Below are 22,611 nucleotides of genomic sequence, written 5' to 3' on the forward strand. Positions count from 1 at the left end.
CCCCGGAGCGTTCTCCGGTACGGTGAACGAACGGGATGAGCGACCCCGTTCTGGAGGCTCCCGATGACCGCTGCGATGAGCGTCATTCCGCCGGCGGATGGCTGGACCGTTGCCGACCTTGACGCCTTGCCCGAGGACGGCGTACGCCGCGAACTGATCGATGGAGTCCTTCACGTGTCCCCCTCTCCGTCGCCGGCTCATCAGGCATTGGTGATCTCCTGAGGATGGCGTCTATCAGCCGACGGGGACGTTCGACGACGATGACGTGATTCGGCTCGACGAGCCGTGGCCCATCGAGGTCCCGGTGCGCACGATCCGGCCACGCAACCTCTAGAGCAGGGACTTCACGGCGACGGTCAGGACCAGCTGGGCCAGCGAGACCGGGACCAGGATCAGCCAGCAGAAGCGCTGGAGCTGGTCCTCGCGCATGCGGGGGAACGTGACCCGCAGCCAGATGATCACGAAGGACAGCGCGCCGATCTTCAGCAGCGTCCACAGCCAGCCGAGCTGCTCCTCCATCGGGCCGTGCCAGCCACCCAGGAACAGCACCGTGGTCAGCGCCGCGATCACCACGATGCCGACGTACTCGGCGAGCAGGAAGAACGCGAACCGCAGGCCCGTGTACTCGGTCATGTAGCCGAACACCAGCTCCGAGTCGGCGATCGGCATGTCGAACGGCGGTCGGCGGATCTCGGCGAGGCCCGCGATGAAGAAGACCAGCGCGGCCGGGGCCTGCCAGATCAGCCACCACGGCTGCCACGCCTCGACGATGCCGGACAGGCTCAGCGTGCCGGCCGCCATCGCGACACTCGCCGCCGCCAGCACCAGCGGAAGCTCGTAACCGAGCAGCTGGGCGGCGCCGCGAACACCGCCGAGGAGGCTGTACTTGTTGGCCGAGGCCCAGGCCGACATCAGCACCGCGATGACACCGATACCGAGGACCGCCAATACCAGGAACAGGCCGATGTCGAGGCTCTGCGCGACCAGGCCGGGGCCGAGCGGGATGGTCAGGATGACCACGAGGTACGGGAAGAGGGCGACGATCGGGGCCAGCCGGAAGACGGTCCGGTCGGCGTCGCGCGGTGTGACGTCCTCCTTCTGGACGAACTTCACCCCGTCGGCGACGAGCTGGGCCCAGCCGTGGAAGGCACCGGCGTACATCGGGCCGACCCGGCCCTGCATGTGCGCCATCACCTTGTGCTCGGCCTGGCCGATGACCAGCGGCAGCACCAGGAAAGCGGCCATCACGGCAACAACCCGGACGAGAAGGTCCAGCCAGATCGGCATCAGGAGGTCTCCCCCTCGGTCCGCGGCGGCCGTGCGGGCCGCGCCGGGCGCTCACCTGCCGGGCGCACCGGGCGTTCCCGGCGGGCCGGTGTCTCCGGTGGGGGCACCTTCCCCTTGAGCGGGCCCCACTCGTTCGGATCGGGGACGCCGGGCGGGCGCACCGAGGCCCGCTTGGCCGCCCCGCCCTCCGACTCGCCCGGCTCCTTGGCGCCCGGCCACGGCTTCGCCACCCGGGAGGCCAGCACGAAATCCTTGCGCAGCGGGTGCCCCTCGAACTCCGGCGGCAGCAGCAGCGGACGCAGATCGGGGTGGCGGGCGAACGTGATGCCGAACATCTCGAACGTCTCCCGCTCATGCCACGCGGCACCGGGATAGAGGTCCACCAGCGACTCCACCTCCGGCTCCTCGCGCGACACCCGGGTGCGGAGCAGGACACCGTGCCGGCGGCGGGTCGACCATAGGTGGGCGATCACCGAGAAGCCGCCGTCCAGCTCGTCCACCGCGGAGAGCCAGTCGAAGAAGTCGCAGCCCAGCGCACCGGCGTCGCGGGCCGCCTCGGCCGCGAACCACCAGCGGGCGACCGGCACGTCGACCACGGCACGGGCATGGCCGGGACCGCCACCGGAAACCTCGGCGGTCACGGTGCCCTTCTCCGGATCGTCGGTCACCATCAGGTGGACCAGGCGTTCACCGACCTCTTCGGGCGTCATGCAGGCCATCCTATGGTTTGCGGACGCGGTGCAACGTTTCGCCGGGCAGCCGCGTGTAGTGCTCGTGACCGCCACAGCCGCACCGGAGACGCCCATCACGGACGATGCCGCTCCACCCAGCTTCGACGAGGTGTACGCCGCGAGCTACACGGACCTCGCCGTGCAGTTGTACGCGTACTTCGGCGACCGGCAGGAAGCCCAGGACGTCGCCCAGGAGGCGTTCTGCCGGGCGCTGACCCGATGGAACACCATCGCCCGCTACGACGACCCGGTCGCCTGGATCCGGCGGGTCGCCTGGAACCTCGCCGTGAGCCGGTGGCGCCGGGCCCGTACCGCGCTGAACTTCTTGCGTAAACAGCGGCCCGACGAACCACGGACCGAAGGGCCCAGTCCCGAGCGCGTCGCCCTGATCGCCGCGCTCAGCACCCTGCCACCGGCTCAGCGCCGGGCCATCGTGCTGCACTACCTGGCCGACCTGCCGGTCGCCGAGATCGCCCGGCGGGAACGGGTCGCCGAAGTAACCGTCCGGTCCCACCTTCACCGCGGGCGGGCCGCGCTCGCCGTACAGCTGCACGGGGGTGCGTCGTGAGCACAGACCAGTTGAAGGACCTCTTCGAAGGACTACGCGAGGAAGCGGTGCCGACGATCCGGCCGCCGGGGGCCGCTGCCGCGCGCAAGACGGTACGGCGGCGCCGGAACACCAAGGCCGTGCTCTCGGCCGCCGCCGCGGTGCTGGCCGTCACCGGCGGGGTCGCGGTGTTCGAACGACGGTCCAGCCCTCCCCCGGTGGTCGCCTCCCCCACCGTCTCCACCACCAGCGCGCCGGTGGTGACCGATCCGAAGGAACTGGCGAAGGTCGCCCAGCGCGCACTCACCGGTGCGAACCCAGCGGTCGACGTCGCCGTGCCGGTCGAGGCCGGTTACCGCAAGGAACACGGCATCTTCCTGGGTGACCTGACCCTGCAGGCGGCCTGTGCCGGGCCCGGGCGGTTCGAGCTGACCGTCGACGGGCAGGAGAACCGGAAGACCGAGTGGCGGCTGGTCAAGAAGATGTGGGTGCAGTGCTCCGCCGAACCCGTCCCGGTGAGCACCACGTTCGCCATGACGTCGCCGTATTCGTATTACCGGTTCCGGCTCGCCAACGTCGTCACCAACGCCGTCAACAACGGGAAGTCCGGATTCGCCTACCGGGTCACCAGCAACACCGGCGTGCCGATCCGTGGCGACAGCAGCCACCAGGAAATCTTCAACACCGACCGGCGGCTGGATCTCTCGGGACGCCGGGTCAGGAGTGCGGCATCCGGACGGATCAGGGTGTCTCCACCGACGTTCGAACTGGCGCCCCAGCTCAGGACCGGGCGGTACACGCTCGTCGCGAAATGCGCCGGCACCGGTACCGCTCTCTTCGTGGTACGCCAGGGCGGAAAGGTCGTCACCGACTTCCGGGTGCCGTGCGCCTGGCCGGCCGGGCCCCAGCGTGAGGTGGCGCTGGGCCGGCTCGACAGGACGGCGACCGTGCACACCGGCTACGAATCCACGACGCCGGCGGACGCCCTGATCACTTACGCCCTGGCCGAGGAGTAGGTCACAGGCCGGGGAGGCGGCCGTTGCGGAAGACGTCGACGAAGTCCTGGTGGTCCTCGCGGGTCTGGTCACCGTACTTGTGCGCGAACTCGACCAGATGCTGGACGAAACCGGCCTCGTCCTTGTCGACGACCGCGACGATCGCCTCCTCGGTGGAGAAGTCGACCAGATCGTGACTGGACTCGTCGTCGGCGACCGAATGCATCCGGGCCACCGCACGACCCAGGTCGGCGATCACACCGGACAGTTCCTCCGGCTCGTTCACGTCGGCCCAGTCGAGGTCGGCGGCGTACGGCGACACCTCCGCCACCAGCTGCCCCACCCCGTTCAGCTCGGTGAACCCCAGCCACGGGTCGGCGTGCGCCTGCAGGGCCCGCTGCGACTCGGCGGTCCGGTGACCCTGATGCCTGAAGTAGCCGCGGACCCGCTCGTCGTCGATCCACCGCGCCACGGCCGGGACCTGTGCCTGCTTCATGTAGATGACCACGTCGTTCTCCAGGGCCTCGGTGTGCCCCTCGAGCAGCAGGTTGTACGACGGCAGGCCGGCCGAGCCGATGCCCACGCCCTTACGCAGCTTGATGTCCTTGATACGCAGCGAGATCGGACGGGACGCCTCCGGGAGTGTGCCCAGGTAACGGTCGAACGCCTCGCAGACCTGCGCGCGGGTGGCGGCGTCGACCTCGTAGACCCCGTCGCCGAGCGAGAACCGGCGCTCGTAGTCGTCGATCGTCGTCTGCTGGCCGAGCAGGTCGACGCGGGTGTTGAGCCGGGCCTCCTGCAGCACCCGGCGCAGCACACCGGTCGCGTTCTCCAGGGTGATCGACCCGATCGCGTCGTCGCCGCCGTGCGCGATCGCCCGCAACTCGGTCAGGTACGACTGCGCGAACTCGGTCACCAGCGTGGTGATGGCACCGTCGGACAGCGCCTTCGAGTAGCCGATCAGCGCCACGCTCGCCGAGAACCTCTTCAGGTCCCAGCTGTACGGGCCGACGTACGCCTCGTCGAAGTCGTTGACGTTGAACACCAGGCGGCCGGACGAGTTCATGTAGGTGCCGAAGTTCTCGGCGTGCAGGTCCCCGTGGATCCAGACCCGGCTGGTCCGGTCGTCGAGGAAGCTCTCGTCGCGGTAGTCGCCGCTCAGGTCGGCGTAGAAGAGTGAGGCGCTGCCGCGGTAGAAGGCGAACGGTGACGCCGCCATCTTCCTGAACTTGCGCCGGAAGGCAGCCGGGTCGAGCGCCATCAGCTCGCCGAACTCGCGGGTCAGTACGTCGATGATGAAGTCGGCCCTCATCCGGGTCACGGTACTCATGGTGAGCATGCCTGCGGTTACCCTTTCCGCTATGTCCGCTTCACGCCTGCTGCGTATCGGCACCCGCTCCTCCCCCATGGCACTGGCCCAGGTCGAACGGGTCCGCCGGATGCTCGCCGAACGGCGGCCCGAGGTGACCGTCGAGATCGTGCCCCTGACCACCAGCGGCGACCGCTGGCAGGGCGCGCTGTCCGAGCTTGGCGGCAAGGGCGCGTTCACCAAGGAGGTCGACCAGGCGCTGATCGACGGGCGGGCCGACCTGGCCGTGCACTGTGTCAAGGACGTGCCCGGCGACCGGCCCGCACCGGCCGGGACCGTGTTCGCCGCCTACCTGTCACGCGACGACGTCCGGGACTGTCTGGTGGACCCGGCGGGACGGCGTATCGAGGATCTGCCGCCCGGCACGACGGTGGGGACCTCGGCCGTACGCCGGATCGCCCAGCTGGCCCTGCACTACCCGCACCTGACCGCCGTGCCGATCCGCGGGAACGCCAATTCCCGTCTGGCCAAACTCGACGCCGGGGAGTACGACGTGCTCCTGCTCGCCGTCTCCGGCCTGCACCGGATCGGGATGCCGGAGCGGATCACCCACCCGATCGGCGTGGACACCTTCGTGCCGGCGGTCGGCTCCGGGACGCTGGTGCTGCAGTGCCGGCAGGACGACGAGCCGGCTCTCGAGATCGCCGGTGCGCTCGCTGACCGCCGCGCCGGGCGGGAGACCGAGGCCGAGCGCACGCTGCTGCACATCCTTCAGGGCAGCTGCCATTCGCCGATCGGCGGTCATGCGCGAACCGAACCCGACGGGCGGCTCAGCCTGCGCGCGCGGGTGATCAGTCTGGACGGCAAGACGGTCCTGGACGCTCATGAGTGGGCGTCCGATCCCGTCGTTCTCGGTACCTCGGTGGCGGCGTCCCTGCTGCGTCAGGGCGCGCGGGACGTCCTCACCGGCTGATCGGGCCCGCGCCCGCACCGTCACCGCCTCACCGTCACCGCCTTACCGCGACCGCCTCACCGCCTTGCCGGGCGGCCGAAGCCGTGGAGCACCTCACCGGTGACTGCCGTGCCCAGCCGGTCGCCGAGGACGGCGGCGGCGCGGTAGTGCACGCCCGCCCAGACGCGGGCCGGCTGCACCTCGGCCTGCGCCTTCCGCAAGCTGGTGAAGTGGCGGGTGGTGCCGGAGTCCGGGCTGTAGGCGTGGAACGGCAGATCGTCGCGGCCGAAGAAGGAGCGGAGACTGACCATCGTCGCCGACGTGTAGCAGGCGTGCCCGGACGGCCACTCGGCCGACGGAGCGGTCGCCCGCAGCGGCTGCCAGGACGGGTCGGCCGTGGTCGCCGGATTGCCGTCGGCGCCGGCCAGCGGGATCGCGGTGACCGGACGCCAGAAGCTCCAGCGCCGTTTCTGCTGATAACAGGAGATCAACGCGTCGACGGTGGCCATGTCGGTCTGCGCGAACAGGCGGGCCGTCTCCAGGTTGCCGAGCCGCTGGTTCGTGGCCAGCACCCGGCGGAACTGCCACTCCACCATGTTGAAGTCGTCCCACCAGGTCGCCGCCTCGGTCTGCGCCGGGGTCCGGACCGTGCTGGCAGCCGAGCCCAGAACCTTCACCTCGTTCAGCTGGCGGGCGTAAGCGGCGCTGGTCAGGGCCGGCGGGCCGGGCACCCGATAACGGCTCGGGTCGCGGATCACGAACGGCTTGAGGAACGCGTACCAGGCGCCGCTCTGCACGAAGTTCGGCGGCGTCAGCCGGTACTCCCCCGGTGCGGTGCCGACCGGCCAGGTGACGCTGGCGTCGAACGCACCGTCGGCGCGGCGGTCCTCGATCATCGCGGCCGCGGTCGCCTCACCGACGGCGATGCCTCCGCGCTTCGCCCGGCCCTCCGGGATACGGGCGAGCTCCGCGGCGTAGCGGGCCTGGAGTGCGTCGGCCTGGGCCGGGAAGAGCGACAGCAGGACGTGGTGGGCCGCTGCCGCCACGGCGGCCGGGACGGAGTCACCCCGGCGGGCCCGAGGGGCGGTCAGATATGGCTCGTACGGGGTGCCGGCGATCGCGTTCACCGCGTCGTAGACGGCGCCCTGCACCATCGCGAAGCTCCGGGACGCGGCGTTCGGTGACTGTCGCGCCACGTCGTAGATGGTGGTCTGCGCATGGACGTGCCAGGCGACGACCGCGTTCGGTGTCGCCGCGCCGGCCCGAGCGGCGGGTGGCGCCAGCACCGATGGCGTGGTCAGCGTGAGTGCCGTCGCGACGACCACGGCGAGCGCTCTGCGGAAGGTTGCCGACGTGCGGGAACGACGTGCCATTGAATCCCCCGGTGGGCTGGGTCCCTCGTGTCACACGAACGGCCATCAGCTTCGATCGGGGTCGATCCCAGCGCAATGCTTTGACGGACTTCCGCCCGAGGCATTCACGCCCGTGGATTGATCAGGCAGGCTGGGTGTCCGGTGGTCGCACCAGTGGGGCGGTCAGCGTCAGCGGGTCGGGCCGGCTCACACCGCCGAGGCCGGACTGCTCGGCGGCGATCTTCTCCTGCAGCCGCAGGATGCCGTGCAGCAGCGCCTCCGGACGGGGCGGGCAGCCCGGCACGTAGACGTCCACCGGGATGATCTGGTCGACACCCTTGGTGACCGAATACGAATCCCAGTAGGGCCCGCCGCAGTTGGAGCAGGAGCCAAACGAGATCACGTACTTCGGCTCGGGCATCTGGTCATACAGCCGCTTGATCGCCGGAGCCATCTTGTCCGTGACGGTGCCCGAGACGACCATGAGGTCGGCCTGCCGGGGCCCGTGCGCGAACGGGATCACCCCGAGGCGCATGAAGTCATGACGCGCCATGCTGGACGCGATGAACTCGATGGCGCAGCACGCCAGCCCGAAATTGAACACCCAAAGGGAGTAGCGGCGCCCCCAGTTCAGCACGAACCGGATGGGTTCCCCGAGCACACCTGGCAGACCGGCCATCCGGTCAACCTAACGCATCCGGGTACGGCTCGGTCAGGGTCACCGGCTTGCGCGCCACCTCCAGGACACGCTCGGGGAAGCTCGGCCCCTCGGTGTAGTAGCGGGCGCGGGTGCGGCCGACGGGCTCCAGCAGCCCGGCGGCGACCAGGTCGCGCAGATCGCGTTGCGCCTGCTGCAGGCTCAAACCCTCGGCGTGCTCGTAGTGGGCCCGCCGGAGCCGCCTCTGCACCGCGACGTCATGCAGGGCGGAGACCACCCGCTCGTCCAGCCCTACCTTGCTCACGAACGGCAGGAGCAGTTCCCACACCGTGGCCGATCGGTCCACCCGGCTCTGGACCACCTGCGCCTGCTGGTGATAGGCGACGAGGTTGAACCTGATCCAGCTCGAGACGTCCTGGTCCGGCCGGTATCGGGAACCGCGGCGCTGAAGTTCGTCATAGTAGTTCCAGGTGTTCCGCGAGCGGCCGAGCCACGCCTCGATCGACGAGAACTCCGGAGCGAGCACTCCCTCCCGAGCGATCATCAAGGTCTGCAGCGATCGCGACATCCGGCCGTTGCCGTCCGGCCACGGATGGATGGACACCAGATGCAGGTGTGCCATGGCCGCGCGGATCAGAGGGTGATCGGTGTAGTCGGCGTTGAGCCAGTCCATCAGGTCGTCCATCAGTGCCGGCACCTCGGCCACGTCGGGAGCCGTGTAGGCGGCGATCTCCGGAGCCGAGGGGTCGGTGACGTAGACGGCACCGCGTCGCCACTGGCCGGCGACCTTGTTCCGGGTGTGACGGTGCCCCTGCAGCATCCAGTGCAGCGCGTTCAGCAGGCCCTTGCTGTACTCGAAATCGGGGGCGTCGTGCAGGGTCTGCACGTACGTCATCATCCGTTGATAGGCGAGGGTCTCCTCCCGGTTCTCGTCGGAGACGTCGACGTCCTTCTCGCCCTCCATCAGATCCTGGACGTCGATGGTCGAGACCCGGAAACCCTCGATGGAGTTCGACGCCGCCACCGCGTCCGCCGTCAGGAACTTGCGCAGGCCGAGGATCCACTTCGCGGGGTTGGCCTGCACCTGATGACGAAGGTTCTCGCGCATCTCGTCGACCCGGCCGAGCACTTCGAAGTCAGCGCCGGTCAGTTCGGGGGTTGGGTACAGCATCGGGTAATCGTATGACGCAATCATAACTTCATGACGTCACCCAGACAGTGGTATTCGGGGAACCGGGGAAGCGCGCGGCGCCACATGCGGGTGCCACATATCTCCACGCTCCGCGGAGCGCCAGCTCGGACCGGCCGCTGCAGGCGGCCCAGGAGGTCGCTGCAGGCGGCTCAGGAAGGTCGCTCCAATTGAGCTCAGGAAGGTCGCTGGAGGAGACTCAGGAAGCCGGTCAGCAGAGCCTCACGCAGAGCCGGCGGTGCGGCGTTCAGGATCGAGTTGACCGTGGCCATCTTGGTGAAGTCGCCGCCGGCCAGCCCGAGACCATCGGCAAGCGAGGCGATCAGCTCCGGCGTGATCATCTCGGGGGTCAGGGGTGGCAGCGGAGGCAGGTCGACCGGGCCCCGGGCCTTCGCTGCCGCGACGGCCTCGGCCAGATCGGCGGCGAAGTCCGGGGCGGTGGCGTGCACGGCCGCGGTCACCGTGAGGTGGATGGTCGGCGGCAGGTCCTCGAACGCCATCTGCGGCTGGGTGTGCCAGCCCCGGGCAGCCAGCTCGTCGGCAAGGACGAAGAGGTCGGCGCCGTCGGAGGCCAGGCAGACCACGCTGGTGCCGGCCGGTGCGTAGAGCCGCACCCCGTCGGTGGCCTCGACCGCTGCGGCGAGGACCGCCACCGACTCGCGGGTCCGGCGGGCGAGCTCCAGATAACCGGTGTCACCGATGGAACGCAGGGTGGCGTAGGCGGCGGCGATCGGGCCGCCCGAGCGGGTCGACGAGATCACCGGGTTGATCATGGTGTAGCCGGGCCAGCCGGCATACGTGAAGTACTGCGGGCGGCGCAGCTCCTCGGAGGCGTGCAGCAGGATCGACACGCCCTTCGGCGCATACGCGTATTTGTGCAGGTCGACCGAGATGCTCGTGACGCCGGGCACGGAGAGGTCGAAGCCGGGCAGGTCGGCGCCGAGACGCCGCAGGTAGGGCAGGATCCAGCCGCCGAAGCAGGCGTCCACGTGGAACCGGATGCCGCGCTCGGCGGCGATCGCGGCGATCTCCGGGATCGGGTCGACCACACCGTGCGCGTAACTCGGGGCGGACGCCGCGATCAGCACCGTGTCGGGGGTGATCGCCGCGGCCATCGCCTGCGGGTCGGCCGTGAGGCCGCGCACCGGCACGGTGTCCAGCTCGACCCTCAGGTAGTGCGCCGCCTTCGCGAATGCGGCGTGCGCGGTGGCCGGGACGACAAGCCGGGGTGACCGGATCGCCGGGTGGGCGTCGCGCGCCGCCTTGACCGCCAGGATCAGGGACTCGGTGCCGCCGCTGGTGACGCTGCCGACCGTCGCCGGACCACCACCGAGCAGCCTGGCGGCCGCGCCGACCAGTGCGTTTTCCATCGCGAGCAGGGACGGGAAAGCGGTCGGGTCCAGGCCGTTGACGTGGGCGGAGACGGCGTGGGCGGCGCGGGCCAGCTCGTCGAGGCCGTCGAGGGCGGGGTCGTAGACGTAGGCGAAGAGTCGTCCGCCGTGCGTGGGCAGGTCGCCGCCCCGCAGCTCACGCAGCTCGGCGAGGATCTGCTCGCCCGGGACGCCCTTCTCCGGCAGCGCATCGATCATGCCCGGGACGCTACTCCTTCTCCGGAGTACGGCCCTCGGTTGTCCACACTGATGGGTTGTCCACAGGCTCGCCGGCAACGGGAGGGCGGTCGTCGTAACGTCGCAGCGCCAGCACGGCCACCCCGACCAGCAGGGCCGGCACGACCGTGAAGCCGAGCAGCACCCCGAGCCGGGCCGTGTCACTCTGCACGGCCGACTCGCCGGTGACCGACGAGACATAGCCGAAGACCTGGAGGAGCAATGCGTAGATGCCGGGGCCGAGCGCCAGGCCGAGGGTCTCCCCCGCGGTCCACAGGCCGGTGAAGACGCCGGCCTGCCTGCGGCCGGTGCGTTCGGTGTCGTGGGCGATGCAGTCCGGCAGCATCGCCATGGCGAAGACCTGCTGGCCGGCGTAACCGGCACCGACCACGGCGACGATCAGATAGACCGCGACCGCCGGCAGCACCGGGGCGGTGAGCAGCGCCAGGGCGCCGGCCGTGAACAGCAGCGAGGCGGCGATCAGGGAGACCAGCTTGCCGTGCCGCCGCCCGACGGCCGTCCAGAGCGGCATCACCAGCAGTGCGGGGCCGACGAATGCGGCGAACAGGAAGGTCGCGCCGGACTTCTGGACGAGGATGTGGTCGGCGAAGTACTTGACGCCGGCCAGCATGGTGCCGATGCCGGCGGCCTGCACGACCCAGCAGATCAGCAGGGCGCGGAACGGGGCGTTGCCACCGGCTACGCGCAGCTGAGCCCGGAGGGACGGCTCGGATTCACCCGCGGTCCGGTAGGCGGCTTTACGCGTACCGAGGAAGGTGGCGAGCGTGCCCACGACGATGAGCCCGCCGATGAAGGCGCCGGACCACCGGTGTCCTTCCCGGCCGCCGCCGGTGAGCTCGACGACCAGCGGCGCGAGGGCGCCGGAAACGAGGATGGCCAGGGCCAGGACGGCGACCCGCCAGGTCATCAGCCGGGTGCGCTCGGCGTAGCCGTCGGTGAGTTCGGCGGGCATCGCGACGTAGGGCACCTGGAAGAACGCGAAGGCGGTGGCGGCGGCGAGGAAGGCCACCGCGACGTATGCACCGGAGGCCACGCCGCTCGGGAAGGGGGCCGCGAAGATCGCCGCGAAGAGCACGCCCAGGACGAGTCCGGCGATCAACAGGAAGGGCCGCCGTGAGCCACGCCGGTCGGAGATCCGGCCGGCCACCGGGTTGACCAGGACATCCCACGCCTTCGGCAGCAGAACCAGCAGGCCGGCCACACCGGCGGCCACACCGAGCGTGTCGGTCAGATAAGGCAGAAGAAGCAAACCGGGCACCGTGCCGAAAGCTCCGGTTACCAACGAGCCAAGCGCATATCCAGCCAAAACGCCGCGCGGAAGAACACTCGTCGGAGTTACCACGGGAGGGGGACCACCGGTCGTCATCGACGCGCATCGTAACCATGATCGGGCTGCTCCGCCTACGCTCGGCCGCATGAAAAGCGTTGCGGCCGGCGTCGCCGCCAGTCATCCGGCGACCGCTCGCACCGGGCTGCGAATCCTGCAGGCCGGAGGCACCGCGGCCGACGCGGCGGTGGGCGCCGTACTCGCCTGCTGTGTCGCGGAGACGGTCTACACGGGGCTCGGTGGCGGCGGCTTCGCCACCTACTTCGACGCCGGCACCCGCGAGGTCACGTGTCTCGACTTCTTCGTGGCGGTGCCGGGCCTGGACGGTGATCGGAAAGCGTCACCCATGGTGGCGGTGGACGTGTTCTTCGGCGGGCTGCCACAGGTCTACTCGATCGGCGGTGCCAGCGTGGCCGTGCCCGGGGTGCCGGCCGGCCTCGGGGAGGTGCATCGCCGGTGGGGACGAATGCCCTGGCCGGAGGTGGTGGCGCCGGCCGCCGGCCTGGCACGGACCGGGGTGCTGCTGCCGGCGGCGCACGCCCGCACGCTGGAGTCGTGTGCGCCGGCGCTCGCCTACGGTGAGGGGGCCGCGCTCTATCAGCCTGGTGGACGGCTGCTGCAGGGTGACGAGCTGCTCTACCACCCCGGGCTGGCCACCGCGATGGACGCGCTGGCCGAGGAGGGGCCATCGGTCTTCTACACCGGCGCGTACGGCAAGGTGCTCGTCGACACGGTGCGGGAAGCCGGCGGCACGATCGGCCCGGTGGACCTGCGCTCCTACCGCGTCGAGTCGGTGCCCGTGGCGCAGGCTCCGCTGGCCGGCTACCGGGTGCACGCCCGGCACGATCTGAACCGCACCGTCGACACGATCGGCGGGCTGCCCACCGACCTGGCCCGGCCGGCACGCGCGCCGGGAGTGGCGACCGCCCTGCTCAACCGGGGTCAGCAGCGACTCGGGGACACCACCAACGTGTCGGTGGTCGACGCCGAGGGCAACGCCTGCGTGATCACCACGACGCTCGGGCTGGGCGCCGGGGTGTGGCTGCCGGGGCTCGGCATCAACCTGAATTCGATGCTCGGCGAGGGTGAGCTGCTCACCGACGACATGGCGCCGGGACGGCGGATGTCGTCCTACATGTGCCCGCTCGTGGTGACCGCTCCGGACGGTGGCCTGGCCGTCGCGGCGGGCTCGGCCGGTGCCTCCCGGATTCGCACCGCACTCGTCGACACACTCTTCGGGGTGCTCGTCGACGGGCTGAGCGTGCCGGAGGCGGTCGCCCGGCCCCGCTTCCACGTGGTCGAGGACACGGTGCACGCCGAAGCCGGGTACCCGGCCGCGGAACTGTCCGCACTTGCCGCCGCGGGATGGCGGATCGTCGAGTGGCCGGAGATCACCCACTACTTCGGGGGCGTCACCGCCGTGGGCCGGGCCGGTGCGGCCGGCGACCCGCGGCGCGGCGGCGTGGGACTGCTGCTGTGAATCACATGGTGCGGGCGGCGGTGACCGCGGCGGACGCGGCGGTCTCCCGCAGCGGGACCTCGAGATCGGTGGCAGTGAGCCCGAAGGTGCGCTCGGTCAGCGACGAGTCGAGAACGAACGGGGCGTAGAACTGGTAGTCCATCTCGGCCATCTCGCGAGCCATCGGCACCACCACGCCGGCCGCGCGCATGACGAACCGCGGCATTCCGCGCACCTTGAGGCGGGGTCGGCCGGTCAGGTCGCAGTAACGGTCAGCCAGCTCGCGGATGGAGATCGGCGCCGGTGACGGCACGTGCCAGGCCCGGCCCCAGGCCCGCTCGTCGCGCGCCAGCTCGACCAGGGTGCGGGCCATGTCGCCGGTGTACGTGAAGGTGTGCGGGGCGTCGATGTCGGCCGGGCCCCAGGCGGTGCGGCCCTTGTCGAGGGCGGGCAGCAGGACGCTCGAGAAGATGCCGACGGCTCCGGCGCCGAGGTAGTCGGAGGCCCGGGCCTCGATCGTGCGGACGCCGCCGGCCAGGGCGTCCTCCCACATTCTGATGCGGACGCGGCCCTTGCGGCCGGTCGCGGCGAGGGGCGTGCTCTCGGTCATCAGGCCGCCGGGCTGGGGGCCGTATCCGTACAGGTTGCCGGTGATGGCGTACACCGCGCTCGCCGACTTGGCGGCGGCGATCATCGCGTCGTTCATCGGGAACCACTTCTCGGTCCACTCGGTGTACTTCGGGTTCGCGCAGTTGTAGACGACCTCGGCGCCGTCGGCCAGTTCGGTGAGGCGACGGGCGTCGGCGGCGTCCGCGGCGACCCGCTCGATCAGCGGATGCTCGGGGCCACTTCCACTGCGCGTGACGATCCGGACCCGCTCACCGCGCTCGGCGAGCAGGCCGGCGACGCTGGAGCCGATCGGGCCGGAGCCGATGACGAGATGCATGGCGTTCTCCTCGCTCACATTTGAGAGCACCGCTCTCTGTTGAGGACAACGATCGCACGTCTTTCGTCGGCGTGCAAGAGCGGTGCTCTCGTTATGGCACACTGGTCCGCATGAGCGCCGCCAACCTGCGAGCCCGCCTACGGGCCGAGATGACCGAAGAGATCAAGGCGGTGGCGAAACGTCACCTGGCCACCGACGGGGCGAACCTGTCACTACGGGCTGTCGCCCGCGACCTCGGGATGGCCTCGTCCGCGGTCTACCGGTACTTCGCGAGCCGGGACGAGCTGCTCACCGCGCTGATCATCGACGCGTACGACGCCGTTGGTGACGCCGCCGAACGGGCGGCGGCCGGGCGGGAGACAGCGCTGGAGAAGTGGCTGGCGGCCGGCCACGCGGCACGGGACTGGGCGATCGCCAACCCGCACGAGTGGGCGCTCATCTACGGCAGTCCGGTGCCCGGCTATGCCGCGCCCCGGGACACCGTGGACTCCGCGACGCGGATCATGCTCCTGCTCGGAGCGATCATCGCCGAGGCCGACCGGGCCGGCGAGATCGCCGAGCGGGCACCCCTGACCGGCCGTTTCGCGGAGGAGCTCGCGGCGGTCGCCGGCGCCTATCTCCCCCACCTGACGGCCCGCGTCATCGCCGACACCATCGCGGCGTTCTTCCAGATCTGCGGTGCCATCAGCTTCGAACTCTTCGGGCAGCTCAACAACACGGTCGAGGACGACCGGCGGGGCTTCTTCGAGTATCAGCTGCGGGCCGCGGGCCGGCTCGCCGGGCTCACCGGATAGCCGGCATCCAACCGGCCTCGGCCATCAGCACCCGGTCACCGCGCATCGGCACGCCCTCCGCCAGCAGCAGCGCCTTGGCCCGCACCTCGTGACCGGGTGGCAGCCGGCCGCCGCCGCTGCACACCCGGTGCCAGGGGACGCCGGCACCGTGCAGGGACATGATCCGGCCGACCTGCCGGGGCGAGTTGCGGCCGGACCGGTCGGCCAGTGCGTCGGCGATCGCGCCGTACGACATCACCCGGCCCGGTGGAATGCTCTCCACCAGGGTCAGGACCTCTTCGACGTACTCCTGCGGTGTCACAACCCGCCACGATATGGGATGTGACAACGATCGACAGCGGCCTGCCGAGCACAATGGGCCAGGTGCGGGAAGTGGTTACCGGTGCGCGCCGGATCGTGGTCAAGGTGGGGTCGTCCTCGCTGACCACCGCGGCGGGCGGCATCGACGAGCAACGGATCGACGCCCTGGTCGACGTGCTGGGCACGCTGGCGACCGGCGGGCGTGAGGTGGTTCTCGTCTCCAGCGGTGCGATCGCCGCCGGACTCGCCCCGCTCCAGCTGCGCCGGCGGCCACGTGACCTGGCGACCCAGCAGGCCGCCGCCTCGGTCGGTCAGGGACTGCTGATCGCCCGGTACACGGCCGGTTTCGCCCGCCACGGGCTGACCGTCGGGCAGGTGCTGCTCACCGTCGACGACGTGACCCGCCGGGTGCACTACCGCAACGCGTATCGCACGCTGCGCAAACTGCTCGACCTCGGTGCGCTGCCGATCGTCAACGAGAACGACACGGTCGCCACCGAGGAGATCCGGTTCGGTGACAACGACCGGCTGGCCGCGCTCGTCGCCGCCCTGGCCGACGCCGACCTGCTGGTGCTGCTCTCCGACGTGGACGCGCTCTACACCGGCAACCCGTCCGATCCGTCGTCGGTGAAGATCCCGCTGGTGCGGGAGAACAGCGACCTCTCCGCGGTGGAGATCGGCACGGCCGGCAAGGCGGGCGTCGGCACCGGTGGCATGGTCACCAAGGTCGAGGCGGCCCGGATCGCGACCGGGTTCGGCATCCCGGTCGTGCTCACCGCCGCCCCGCTGGCCGGTGCGGCGCTCGCCGGCGAGGAGGTCGGCACCCTGTTCGAGGCGGCCGAGTCCCGGCCCGCCGCCCGGCTCTTCTGGCTGGCCCACGCCACGGCCCCGCGCGGCCGGCTGCACCTCGACGAGGGCGCGGTCGCGGCCGTGGTGGCCCGGCGCAAATCGCTGCTGCCGGCCGGCATCACGGCCGTCGACGGTTCCTTCGCCGCCGGCGATCCGGTGGATCTGGTCGAAGCCGGCTCCGGTACGCCCGTCGCGCGCGGCCTGGTCAACTACGACGCGGTCGAACTGCCGGCCCTGCTGGGACGGTCCACCCCGGAGTTGGCCGCGGCGCTCGGGCCGGGATATGAACGTGAGGTCGTCCACCGCGACGATCTGGTGCTCCTCTAGAGAGGTTTCGTCATGAGTGTGCTGGAGCAGGCCGCCGCCGCCCGGGTCGCCTCGTTCGATCTGGCCTCGGCGACACGGGCCGAGAAGGATGCGGCCCTTCTGCTGATGGCCGACCGCCTGGTCGAGCGGACCGACGACATCGTCCACGCGAACGGCGTCGACGTGGCGAACGCCCGGGAGAACGGCACGTCCGAGGCGATGATCGACCGGTTGGCCCTGACGCCGGAGCGGATCGTCGCGATGGCCGACGGTCTGCGCCAGCTCGCCGCCCTGCCGGACCCGGTCGGTGACGTGGTACGCGGTTCGACCCTGGCCAACGGCTTGGAGCTGCGGCAGGTCCGGGTGCCGTTCGGTGTGGTCGGCATGATCTACGAAGGCCGCCCCAACGTCACCGTCGACGCCGCCGGCATCTGTCTCAAGAGCGGCAACGCGGCCCTCTTGCGCGGCTCCGGCTCGGCGTTCTCGTCGAACGCGGCGATCGTCTCGGTGCTGCGCAAGGCGGTCGCCGACGCGGGTCTGCCGGCCAACACGATCCAGCTCCTCGACGCCACCACCCGCGACTCGGTCAAGGAGCTCATGCGCGCCCGCGGTCTCGTCGACGTGCTGATCCCGCGTGGTGGTGCCTCGCTGATCAGGACGGTGGTCGAGCAGTCCACGGTGCCGGTGATCGAGACGGGGGTCGGTAACTGCCACGTCTACGTGGACGCCGCCGCCGACCTGGAGAAGGCCCTGGCCGTCACGGTCAACTCGAAGACGCAGCGCTACTCCACCTGCAACACCGCCGAGTCGCTGCTGGTGCACGTCGAGATCGCGGATACGTTCCTGCCGCTCCTGCTCCCGGAGCTGCGGGAACGCGGCGTCACCGTGCACGGCGACGCGCGCGTGGCGAGCTACAGCGACGCGGTGGTCGCCGCCACCGACGAGGATTGGGGCGCGGAATACCTGTCCCCCGACATCGCGGTGGCCGTCGTCGACTCCCTGGACGACGCTCTGGATCACATCCGCCAATGGGGTACCGGTCACACCGAGGCCATCGTCAGCGAGTCGACGACCGCGACCCGGCGTTTCGTGGCCGGGGTGGACGCCGCCGCTGTGATGGTGAACGCCTCGACCCGGTTCACCGACGGCGGGGAGTTCGGGTTCGGCGCGGAGATCGGCATCAGCACTCAGAAGCTGCATGCGCGCGGGCCGATGGGACTGCCGGAACTGACCTCCACGAAGTACGTCGTCACCGGCAACGGCCACACCCGCTGAGCCGCGGGTACCCCCTCAGAACTGCAGGTGCGGATTCCCCGGTTCGCTGACCGTCGCCGCGACGACATGGTTGCCGTGGAGATCCGTGCCGCCCTCCGCCGCGGTCCAGGACAGCGCGCTCCGGAGGGTGGGTTGGGACTGCCCGTTGCGTGGCGCAGAGGCGGTGAAGGTGATCCTGAGGCCGTCGGTCGCGGAGTAGCTCATCGACGCGTTCACCGTCTGTGAGCTGCTCTGCAGGTAACCACGTGCACCGAGGACCATCGAACCGATCGGCAGGGCGGTCGTACCGTCGAGGACGCGGAGGACGTCCGGGCTGTTGCCGCTCTGCTGGGTCATCTCGACCTTGACCGCGATCGGGGAGCCGTTGAAACGGCTGAGGATCGATGCCGGATCGATCGTCTCGCTGTAGGTGAGCGTGAACGAGTCGCCGGCGTCGATCGTGCCGATCGTGCCCGTGGCGGCGTTGGCGGTGCGGACGCCGCCGGGTTCCGGCCGCTTGGCGTCCACGGTGAACGTGCTTGTCGACTCACTGCTCCGGTTGCCGCTGTCGCTGGCCACGACCCGCACGGTGTAGTCGGAGTCGGCCGGCGGGAAATTGCTGAACGGGAACGCGATCTCCCAGGTGTCCAGGCTTCCGGTGACCGTGACGAACTGCTCGGTGGTGGCGGCGAAGGCACTGCCGTTCCAATAGCCGCCGTCCGCCCGCCGGAGGCTGACCCGGACGCCGGTGAGCGTGCTGCCGCTGGACGCGGTGGCGGTGCCACAGATACCGGGGCAGGTCCTGGCCCAGCTGTTCGGTCCGTACTTCCGCCCGCTGACCGGGAAGGTGGTCGCGCCGGTGCCCGGTGTCACGGCGGTGTGCACCGATACGGCCGACCGGGCGCTCGGAGCTCCGGTCCAGGAACCCTGGACGGCCCGTACGGCGTACTGCCAGGTGCCGTCGGGAACGCCAGTCTCGGTACAGCCTGTCGCGGCGAGCGTTCCGGAGCAGCCGTCACCCACTACGGCGGCGGTGTCGGTGCCGGCCGCGTACCGGACGACCCGATAACCGGCCACCGGACGGCCGGTGCGAACTTCCGCGGCCGGCCAGTCCACCCTCACCGAGGATCCGGTGGCGTCGGCCGTCACGCCGTGGACGATCGGCATCCGGCCGGCCTTGGCCAGTGCGGCACCGGAACCGGCCAGGTGCCAGCTCGCCCGCGCCACGCCGGGGGTGGTGAACAGCAGCCCGGCGGCCAGGCCCGCGGCGGTCAGGACGGAGGCGGAACGCGGCATTGTCATTTCGGGGCCTTCCGCGCACCGGCGCTCAGCCGCAAGGTGAAGGTCACGCCCTGACAGGCGTCGGAAACTCCGGCGGCCGGCATCCAGATCGGCAGGTACCCGAGCTTCGCCTGCTGACCGGCGGGGATGCGAGCCGGTAGGGCCGGACTGCCGGCGTAACGACCCACGGTCAGGTTGGTGTAGGCGACCTTGCAGCTCTTCCGGGAGGTCGAGGCGAGCTGCCCGGACGCCGCGGTCACCATGATCGGGAACTTGTACGGGTTGCGCACCGCCACCTGGATCTCCCGTTTGACGCCCGGGTAGAGGCCACTGACGGAGGTGCCGGTGACGCCGGGGCCGCCGGACTGCGCGACCAGGGTGATGTCCACGGGGAGTTCGCCGGTGTCGGCCGGGCCGGTGTTCAGCGCGGCCAGCGCGGCCCCGGCGAGCAGGACCACCGAGGCGGCGATCGTGAGCGGCATGAGCCGCATCGGCATTCCTTCCCATGAACGAGGTCGGCCGGGGACGGCGCCCGCCCCCGGCCGGACGGCGACTACGGCTGCTTCGGCGTGCTCGTGGCGGTGAGGCTGACCGGGAACGTGAACGTGGCGTCCTGGCAGCTGTTGTCCGAGCTGTCACCCATGGTCACCGCGTCGGTGAGCGTGACCACGACCGAGTCACCGGCGCCGATGTACTGGGTGAGCGACTTCGTGGCGAGCGCGACGGCGCTGTTCACGGCGGTGCAGCCCGCACCCGCGACGGTCACGGTGCCGTTCGGGGCGATCTGGGTGACCATGACCGGGAACTGGTTCGGGTTCGTGATGCTGATCTTGGCGTCGGCCTTGCCACCCGGGTAGAGGACGCCGTCGACCGTGACGGCGGTGCCCGTCACACCCTGCGACGTGCCGGCCTTGGCGCTCACGGTGCCGGTGCCGTTGGCGGTCCAGGCGGCGTAGGCGGCACCGGCACCCACGGTGACGGCGAGTGCGGTACCGACGATGACAGCGCGCTTGACGGACGTACGCATGAATCTGGCTCCTCGAAGAAATTCTGGATCTTCGTAGGCGCCGGTTTCGCTACTGACTCCCCGCCGGACTGGAGCGACCACCATCATCGCCCAGCGGATCTTCGTCTCGCCTCGGCCCCATCGGGGTCTGAAGCAATATTGCGGCACATGTCCGTCTTAGGCCAATAGCCCTAAATGCTGTGGCTCGGTTGCCTTTTGGGCCGACTCGGGTGCCACCCGGTTGCAGGTCTTGACAGGCCGTCAGCGAAATGCCCGCAATGCCGTCAACGTGGTGTTCACGTCGAACAACGGGCCCTCGTTGCTGTCCCACCCGCCGTCGCCGCGCTGCGTCTCGCCGAGCCGCTTCCACGCGCTGCGCAGCAGCCAGTCGTCACCGAGGTTGACCCGTCGCAATGCGGCCGCCATCGACGCCACGTCCGCCGGCGACATGTCCGGCAGGCGGTCGCCGAGAACCTGCTGCACCCGGGCCGACTCGTAGAAGAACTGCTGCTGGTGCAGCAACCCGGCGGCATGCCACCCGGCGGCAAGGAACGACGGCCAGGTGCCGTCCGGCCGGATCTGGGTCACGACCCAGCCCGCCGCCGAACGCAGCACCTCGCTCCACGGCGACCGGGTCTGATGGGGGTCGATCTCGACGGCCGCCGCGGTGAGCCAGAAACCGGCGACCGACGTGAGGTAGAGGGTGGCCTCGGGATCGCCGGGCAGCGCCCACGCGGGGGCCTCACCGGCCAGGGACTCGTGCTCCTGCCAGGTGCCGTCGCCGCGCTGCGCGCTCGCCAGCCACTGCAGGGCCTGCACACCCACCTGGCTGTTCAAGGCCCCGATGCCGTCGAGTTCGGCGAGACGGAAACACGTGGCGTCGATCGAGGGGATGGCACCCTCGGCGGAGGCGGGCCAGCCGCCCTCGAGCATCTGGCCGGCCGCGATCCGCTCCGCCGCCTCGGGCGGGGCGGGCTGCCCGGTCCGGAGGTGCGACAACCGCGCCCGCTCCACCAGATCACCATGGGCGACCACGTAACCGATCGCGGCATCTATATCGATCACGGTGACGACGGTACCGGCCGAAGCTGTGTATCGCAGGTCCCTTCCATCCGGGGCGTCACCCGAAGGTGACTCCCCGGACGAAAAGGGTCAGTACGACGGCAGGGACGGATCAATCGTGTTGACCCACGACACGATGCCGCCCTGGACGTGCACGGCGTCCTTGAAGCCGGCCGCCTTGAGCGCGGCGAGAGCCTCGGCCGAACGCACACCCGACTTGCAGTGCAGAACGATCTGCTTGTCCTGGGGGAACTTCGACAACGCCTCGCCCGAGAGGATCTCGCCCTTCGGGATCAGCACCGCGCCGGGGATCCGGTTGATCTCCCACTCGGCGGGCTCGCGGACGTCGGCCAGGAAGATGTCCTTGCCGCTGTCCTGCCAGTCCTTGAGCTCGCGGACGGTGATCGTGGAGCCGTGCACCGCCTCCTGCGCCTCCTCGGAGACCGCGCCGCAGAAGTCCTCGTAGTCCTCGAGGAGATCAGTGACGGTCGGGTTCTCACCGCAGAGCGCGCAGTTCGGGTCCTTCCGCACCTTGATCTTGCGGTATTCCATCTCCAGGGCGTCGTAGACCATCAGGCGCCCGACCAGCGGCTCACCGATACCGGTGATCAGCTTGATCGCCTCGTTGACCTGGATCGAACCGATCGACGCGCAGAGCACACCGAGCACGCCGCCCTCGGCGCAGCTCGGGACCATGCCGGGCGGCGGCGGCTCCGGGTAGAGGCAGCGGTAGCAGGGACCGTGCTCCTCCCAGAAGACCGAAGCCTGGCCGTCGAAGCGATAGATCGAGCCCCAGACGTACGGCTTACCGAGCAGCACCGCGGCGTCGTTGACCATGTAGCGGGTCGCGAAGTTGTCGGTGCCGTCGACGATCAGGTCGTACTGGCTGAAGATCTCCTTGACGTTGTCCCGGTCCAGCGCGGTGTTGTGGATGACCACGTTCACCAGCGGGTTGACCTCGGCGATGCTGCGGGCCGCGGACTCGGCCTTGGGCGTGCCGACGTCCGAGACGCCATGGATGATCTGACGCTGGAGGTTGGATTCGTCGACGGTGTCGAAGTCGATGATGCCGAGCGTGCCCACGCCGGCCGCGGCCAGATAGAGCAGGGTCGGCGAGCCGAGGCCGCCCGCGCCGACCGCGAGCACCTTCGCGTTCTTGAGCCGCTTCTGTCCGTCCATCCCGACATCGGGGATGATCAGGTGACGCGAATAGCGGCGGATCTCGTCGACGCTCAGCTCAGCGGCCGGCTCGACGAGCGGGGGCAGAGCCACAGTTCACTCCCCGGGGTTCGGTGGTAAGGATCGCCGCCCATTGTTGCTCGATTCGCAGGCGCGGTTCCATGACGTTGGACACGGGCCCGACATGCGGGATCGCGGAA

The 22,611-nt window shown here is 70.3% G+C and carries 23 protein-coding genes; 8 read left to right on the top strand and 15 right to left on the bottom strand.

What is annotated here, in order from left to right; all coding sequences use genetic code 11:
- The first annotated feature begins 63 nt into the window (after positions 1–63).
- Entirely contained in the window at positions 64–222 is a 159-nt protein-coding gene (locus tag AB0G04_RS17500; protein WP_360983156.1) for a hypothetical protein, read from the top strand.
- Between the two features lie 108 nt (positions 223–330).
- Here AB0G04_RS17500 and nuoH read toward each other — a convergent pair whose 3' ends face one another.
- Together nuoH and AB0G04_RS17510 are read right to left on the bottom strand one after the other, a co-directional pair.
- Positions 331–1,287: an NADH-quinone oxidoreductase subunit NuoH gene (gene nuoH, locus AB0G04_RS17505; RefSeq protein ID WP_360983158.1), complete on the bottom strand. Its 957-nt coding sequence runs from the start codon at positions 1,285–1,287 to the stop codon at positions 331–333.
- The gene (locus AB0G04_RS17510; protein WP_360983160.1) at positions 1,287–1,997 is read right to left on the bottom strand and encodes an NADH-quinone oxidoreductase subunit C; all 711 of its coding nucleotides are present in this window, start codon (positions 1,995–1,997) and stop codon (positions 1,287–1,289) included. The genes nuoH and AB0G04_RS17510 overlap by 1 nt, the downstream gene beginning before the upstream one ends.
- A 58-nt stretch (positions 1,998–2,055) precedes the next feature.
- On the opposite strand from AB0G04_RS17510, the gene AB0G04_RS17515 reads away from it, so the two are divergent.
- Entirely contained in the window at positions 2,056–2,586 is a 531-nt protein-coding gene (locus AB0G04_RS17515) for a sigma-70 family RNA polymerase sigma factor (RefSeq protein ID WP_360983352.1), read from the top strand.
- Positions 2,583–3,581, top strand: coding sequence for a hypothetical protein (locus AB0G04_RS17520; RefSeq protein WP_360983162.1), 999 nt, complete (start codon positions 2,583–2,585; stop codon positions 3,579–3,581). Before AB0G04_RS17515 ends, AB0G04_RS17520 begins: the two co-directional genes overlap by 4 nt.
- 1 nt (position 3,582) lies before the next feature.
- On the opposite strand, the gene AB0G04_RS17525 is transcribed toward AB0G04_RS17520, so the two are convergent.
- On the bottom strand, positions 3,583–4,872 hold the full coding sequence (locus AB0G04_RS17525; protein WP_360983164.1) for a DUF2252 domain-containing protein: 1,290 nt from the start codon (positions 4,870–4,872) through the stop codon (positions 3,583–3,585).
- A 49-nt stretch (positions 4,873–4,921) separates the two neighbouring features.
- Here AB0G04_RS17525 and hemC point away from each other — a divergent pair, with 49 nt between their 5' ends.
- On the top strand, positions 4,922–5,842 hold the full coding sequence (gene hemC, locus AB0G04_RS17530) for a hydroxymethylbilane synthase (RefSeq protein WP_360983166.1): 921 nt from the start codon (positions 4,922–4,924) through the stop codon (positions 5,840–5,842).
- A 56-nt stretch (positions 5,843–5,898) separates the two neighbouring features.
- On the opposite strand, the gene AB0G04_RS17535 is transcribed toward hemC, so the two are convergent.
- From AB0G04_RS17535 to AB0G04_RS17555, 5 genes are all read right to left on the bottom strand, one after another.
- Entirely contained in the window at positions 5,899–7,194 is a 1,296-nt protein-coding gene (locus tag AB0G04_RS17535) for a vanadium-dependent haloperoxidase (RefSeq protein WP_360983168.1), read from the bottom strand.
- Between the two features lie 121 nt (positions 7,195–7,315).
- Positions 7,316–7,852 carry an NADH-quinone oxidoreductase subunit B family protein gene (locus AB0G04_RS17540; RefSeq protein WP_360983170.1) on the bottom strand — a complete coding sequence of 179 codons (537 nt, stop codon included), beginning with the start codon at positions 7,850–7,852 and terminating at the stop codon, positions 7,316–7,318.
- A 4-nt stretch (positions 7,853–7,856) separates the two neighbouring features.
- Positions 7,857–9,002, bottom strand: a complete 1,146-nt coding sequence (locus tag AB0G04_RS17545; protein WP_360983172.1) for a Fic family protein — start codon at positions 9,000–9,002, stop codon at positions 7,857–7,859.
- A gap of 194 nt (positions 9,003–9,196) precedes the next feature.
- The gene (locus AB0G04_RS17550) at positions 9,197–10,609 is read right to left on the bottom strand and encodes an aminotransferase class V-fold PLP-dependent enzyme (RefSeq protein WP_360983175.1); all 1,413 of its coding nucleotides are present in this window, start codon (positions 10,607–10,609) and stop codon (positions 9,197–9,199) included.
- Positions 10,610–10,619: 10 nt separating this feature from the next.
- Positions 10,620–12,014 carry an MFS transporter gene (locus AB0G04_RS17555; RefSeq protein ID WP_360983177.1) on the bottom strand — a complete coding sequence of 465 codons (1,395 nt, stop codon included), beginning with the start codon at positions 12,012–12,014 and terminating at the stop codon, positions 10,620–10,622.
- A 49-nt stretch (positions 12,015–12,063) separates the two neighbouring features.
- Here AB0G04_RS17555 and AB0G04_RS17560 point away from each other — a divergent pair, with 49 nt between their 5' ends.
- Positions 12,064–13,455, top strand: a complete 1,392-nt coding sequence (locus AB0G04_RS17560) for a gamma-glutamyltransferase (RefSeq protein WP_360983179.1) — start codon at positions 12,064–12,066, stop codon at positions 13,453–13,455.
- 1 nt (position 13,456) lies between these two features.
- Here AB0G04_RS17560 and AB0G04_RS17565 read toward each other — a convergent pair whose 3' ends face one another.
- Positions 13,457–14,380, bottom strand: a complete 924-nt coding sequence (locus AB0G04_RS17565) for an NAD-dependent epimerase/dehydratase family protein (RefSeq protein WP_360983181.1) — start codon at positions 14,378–14,380, stop codon at positions 13,457–13,459.
- A gap of 110 nt (positions 14,381–14,490) precedes the next feature.
- Here AB0G04_RS17565 and AB0G04_RS17570 point away from each other — a divergent pair, with 110 nt between their 5' ends.
- Positions 14,491–15,174, top strand: coding sequence for a TetR/AcrR family transcriptional regulator (locus AB0G04_RS17570; RefSeq protein WP_360983183.1), 684 nt, complete (start codon positions 14,491–14,493; stop codon positions 15,172–15,174).
- Here AB0G04_RS17570 and AB0G04_RS17575 read toward each other — a convergent pair.
- Entirely contained in the window at positions 15,164–15,475 is a 312-nt protein-coding gene (locus AB0G04_RS17575) for an MGMT family protein (protein ID WP_360983185.1), read from the bottom strand. The genes AB0G04_RS17570 and AB0G04_RS17575 overlap by 11 nt on opposite strands.
- A 62-nt stretch (positions 15,476–15,537) precedes the next feature.
- On the opposite strand from AB0G04_RS17575, the gene proB reads away from it, so the two are divergent.
- Positions 15,538–16,650 (top strand): glutamate 5-kinase, encoded by a 1,113-nt coding sequence (gene proB / locus AB0G04_RS17580; RefSeq protein ID WP_360983355.1) that lies wholly within the window; start codon positions 15,538–15,540, stop codon positions 16,648–16,650.
- A 12-nt stretch (positions 16,651–16,662) separates the two neighbouring features.
- Complete coding sequence (locus tag AB0G04_RS17585) at positions 16,663–17,904, top strand: glutamate-5-semialdehyde dehydrogenase (protein ID WP_360983187.1); 1,242 nt, start codon at positions 16,663–16,665, stop codon at positions 17,902–17,904.
- Between the two features lie 15 nt (positions 17,905–17,919).
- On the opposite strand, the gene AB0G04_RS17590 is transcribed toward AB0G04_RS17585, so the two are convergent.
- The 5 genes from AB0G04_RS17590 to moeZ all read right to left on the bottom strand — a co-directional run bounded on the left by AB0G04_RS17590 (position 17,920) and on the right by moeZ (position 22,504).
- On the bottom strand, positions 17,920–19,185 hold the full coding sequence (locus AB0G04_RS17590; RefSeq protein ID WP_360983189.1) for a hypothetical protein: 1,266 nt from the start codon (positions 19,183–19,185) through the stop codon (positions 17,920–17,922).
- Positions 19,182–19,655: a hypothetical protein gene (locus tag AB0G04_RS17595; protein ID WP_360983191.1), complete on the bottom strand. Its 474-nt coding sequence runs from the start codon at positions 19,653–19,655 to the stop codon at positions 19,182–19,184. The genes AB0G04_RS17590 and AB0G04_RS17595 overlap by 4 nt, the downstream gene beginning before the upstream one ends.
- Positions 19,656–19,717: 62 nt before the next feature.
- Positions 19,718–20,191 (bottom strand): hypothetical protein, encoded by a 474-nt coding sequence (locus tag AB0G04_RS17600; protein WP_360983193.1) that lies wholly within the window; start codon positions 20,189–20,191, stop codon positions 19,718–19,720.
- Positions 20,192–20,431: 240 nt separating this feature from the next.
- Positions 20,432–21,235, bottom strand: coding sequence for a squalene--hopene cyclase (locus AB0G04_RS17605; protein ID WP_360983195.1), 804 nt, complete (start codon positions 21,233–21,235; stop codon positions 20,432–20,434).
- Positions 21,236–21,322: 87 nt separating this feature from the next.
- Positions 21,323–22,504: an adenylyltransferase/sulfurtransferase MoeZ gene (gene moeZ, locus AB0G04_RS17610; RefSeq protein ID WP_360983197.1), complete on the bottom strand. Its 1,182-nt coding sequence runs from the start codon at positions 22,502–22,504 to the stop codon at positions 21,323–21,325.
- Between the last annotated feature and the right edge of the window lie 107 nt (positions 22,505–22,611).

The organism is Actinoplanes sp. NPDC023801 (assembly GCF_040639655.1).
Classification (GTDB): Bacteria; Actinomycetota; Actinomycetes; order Mycobacteriales; family Micromonosporaceae; genus Actinoplanes.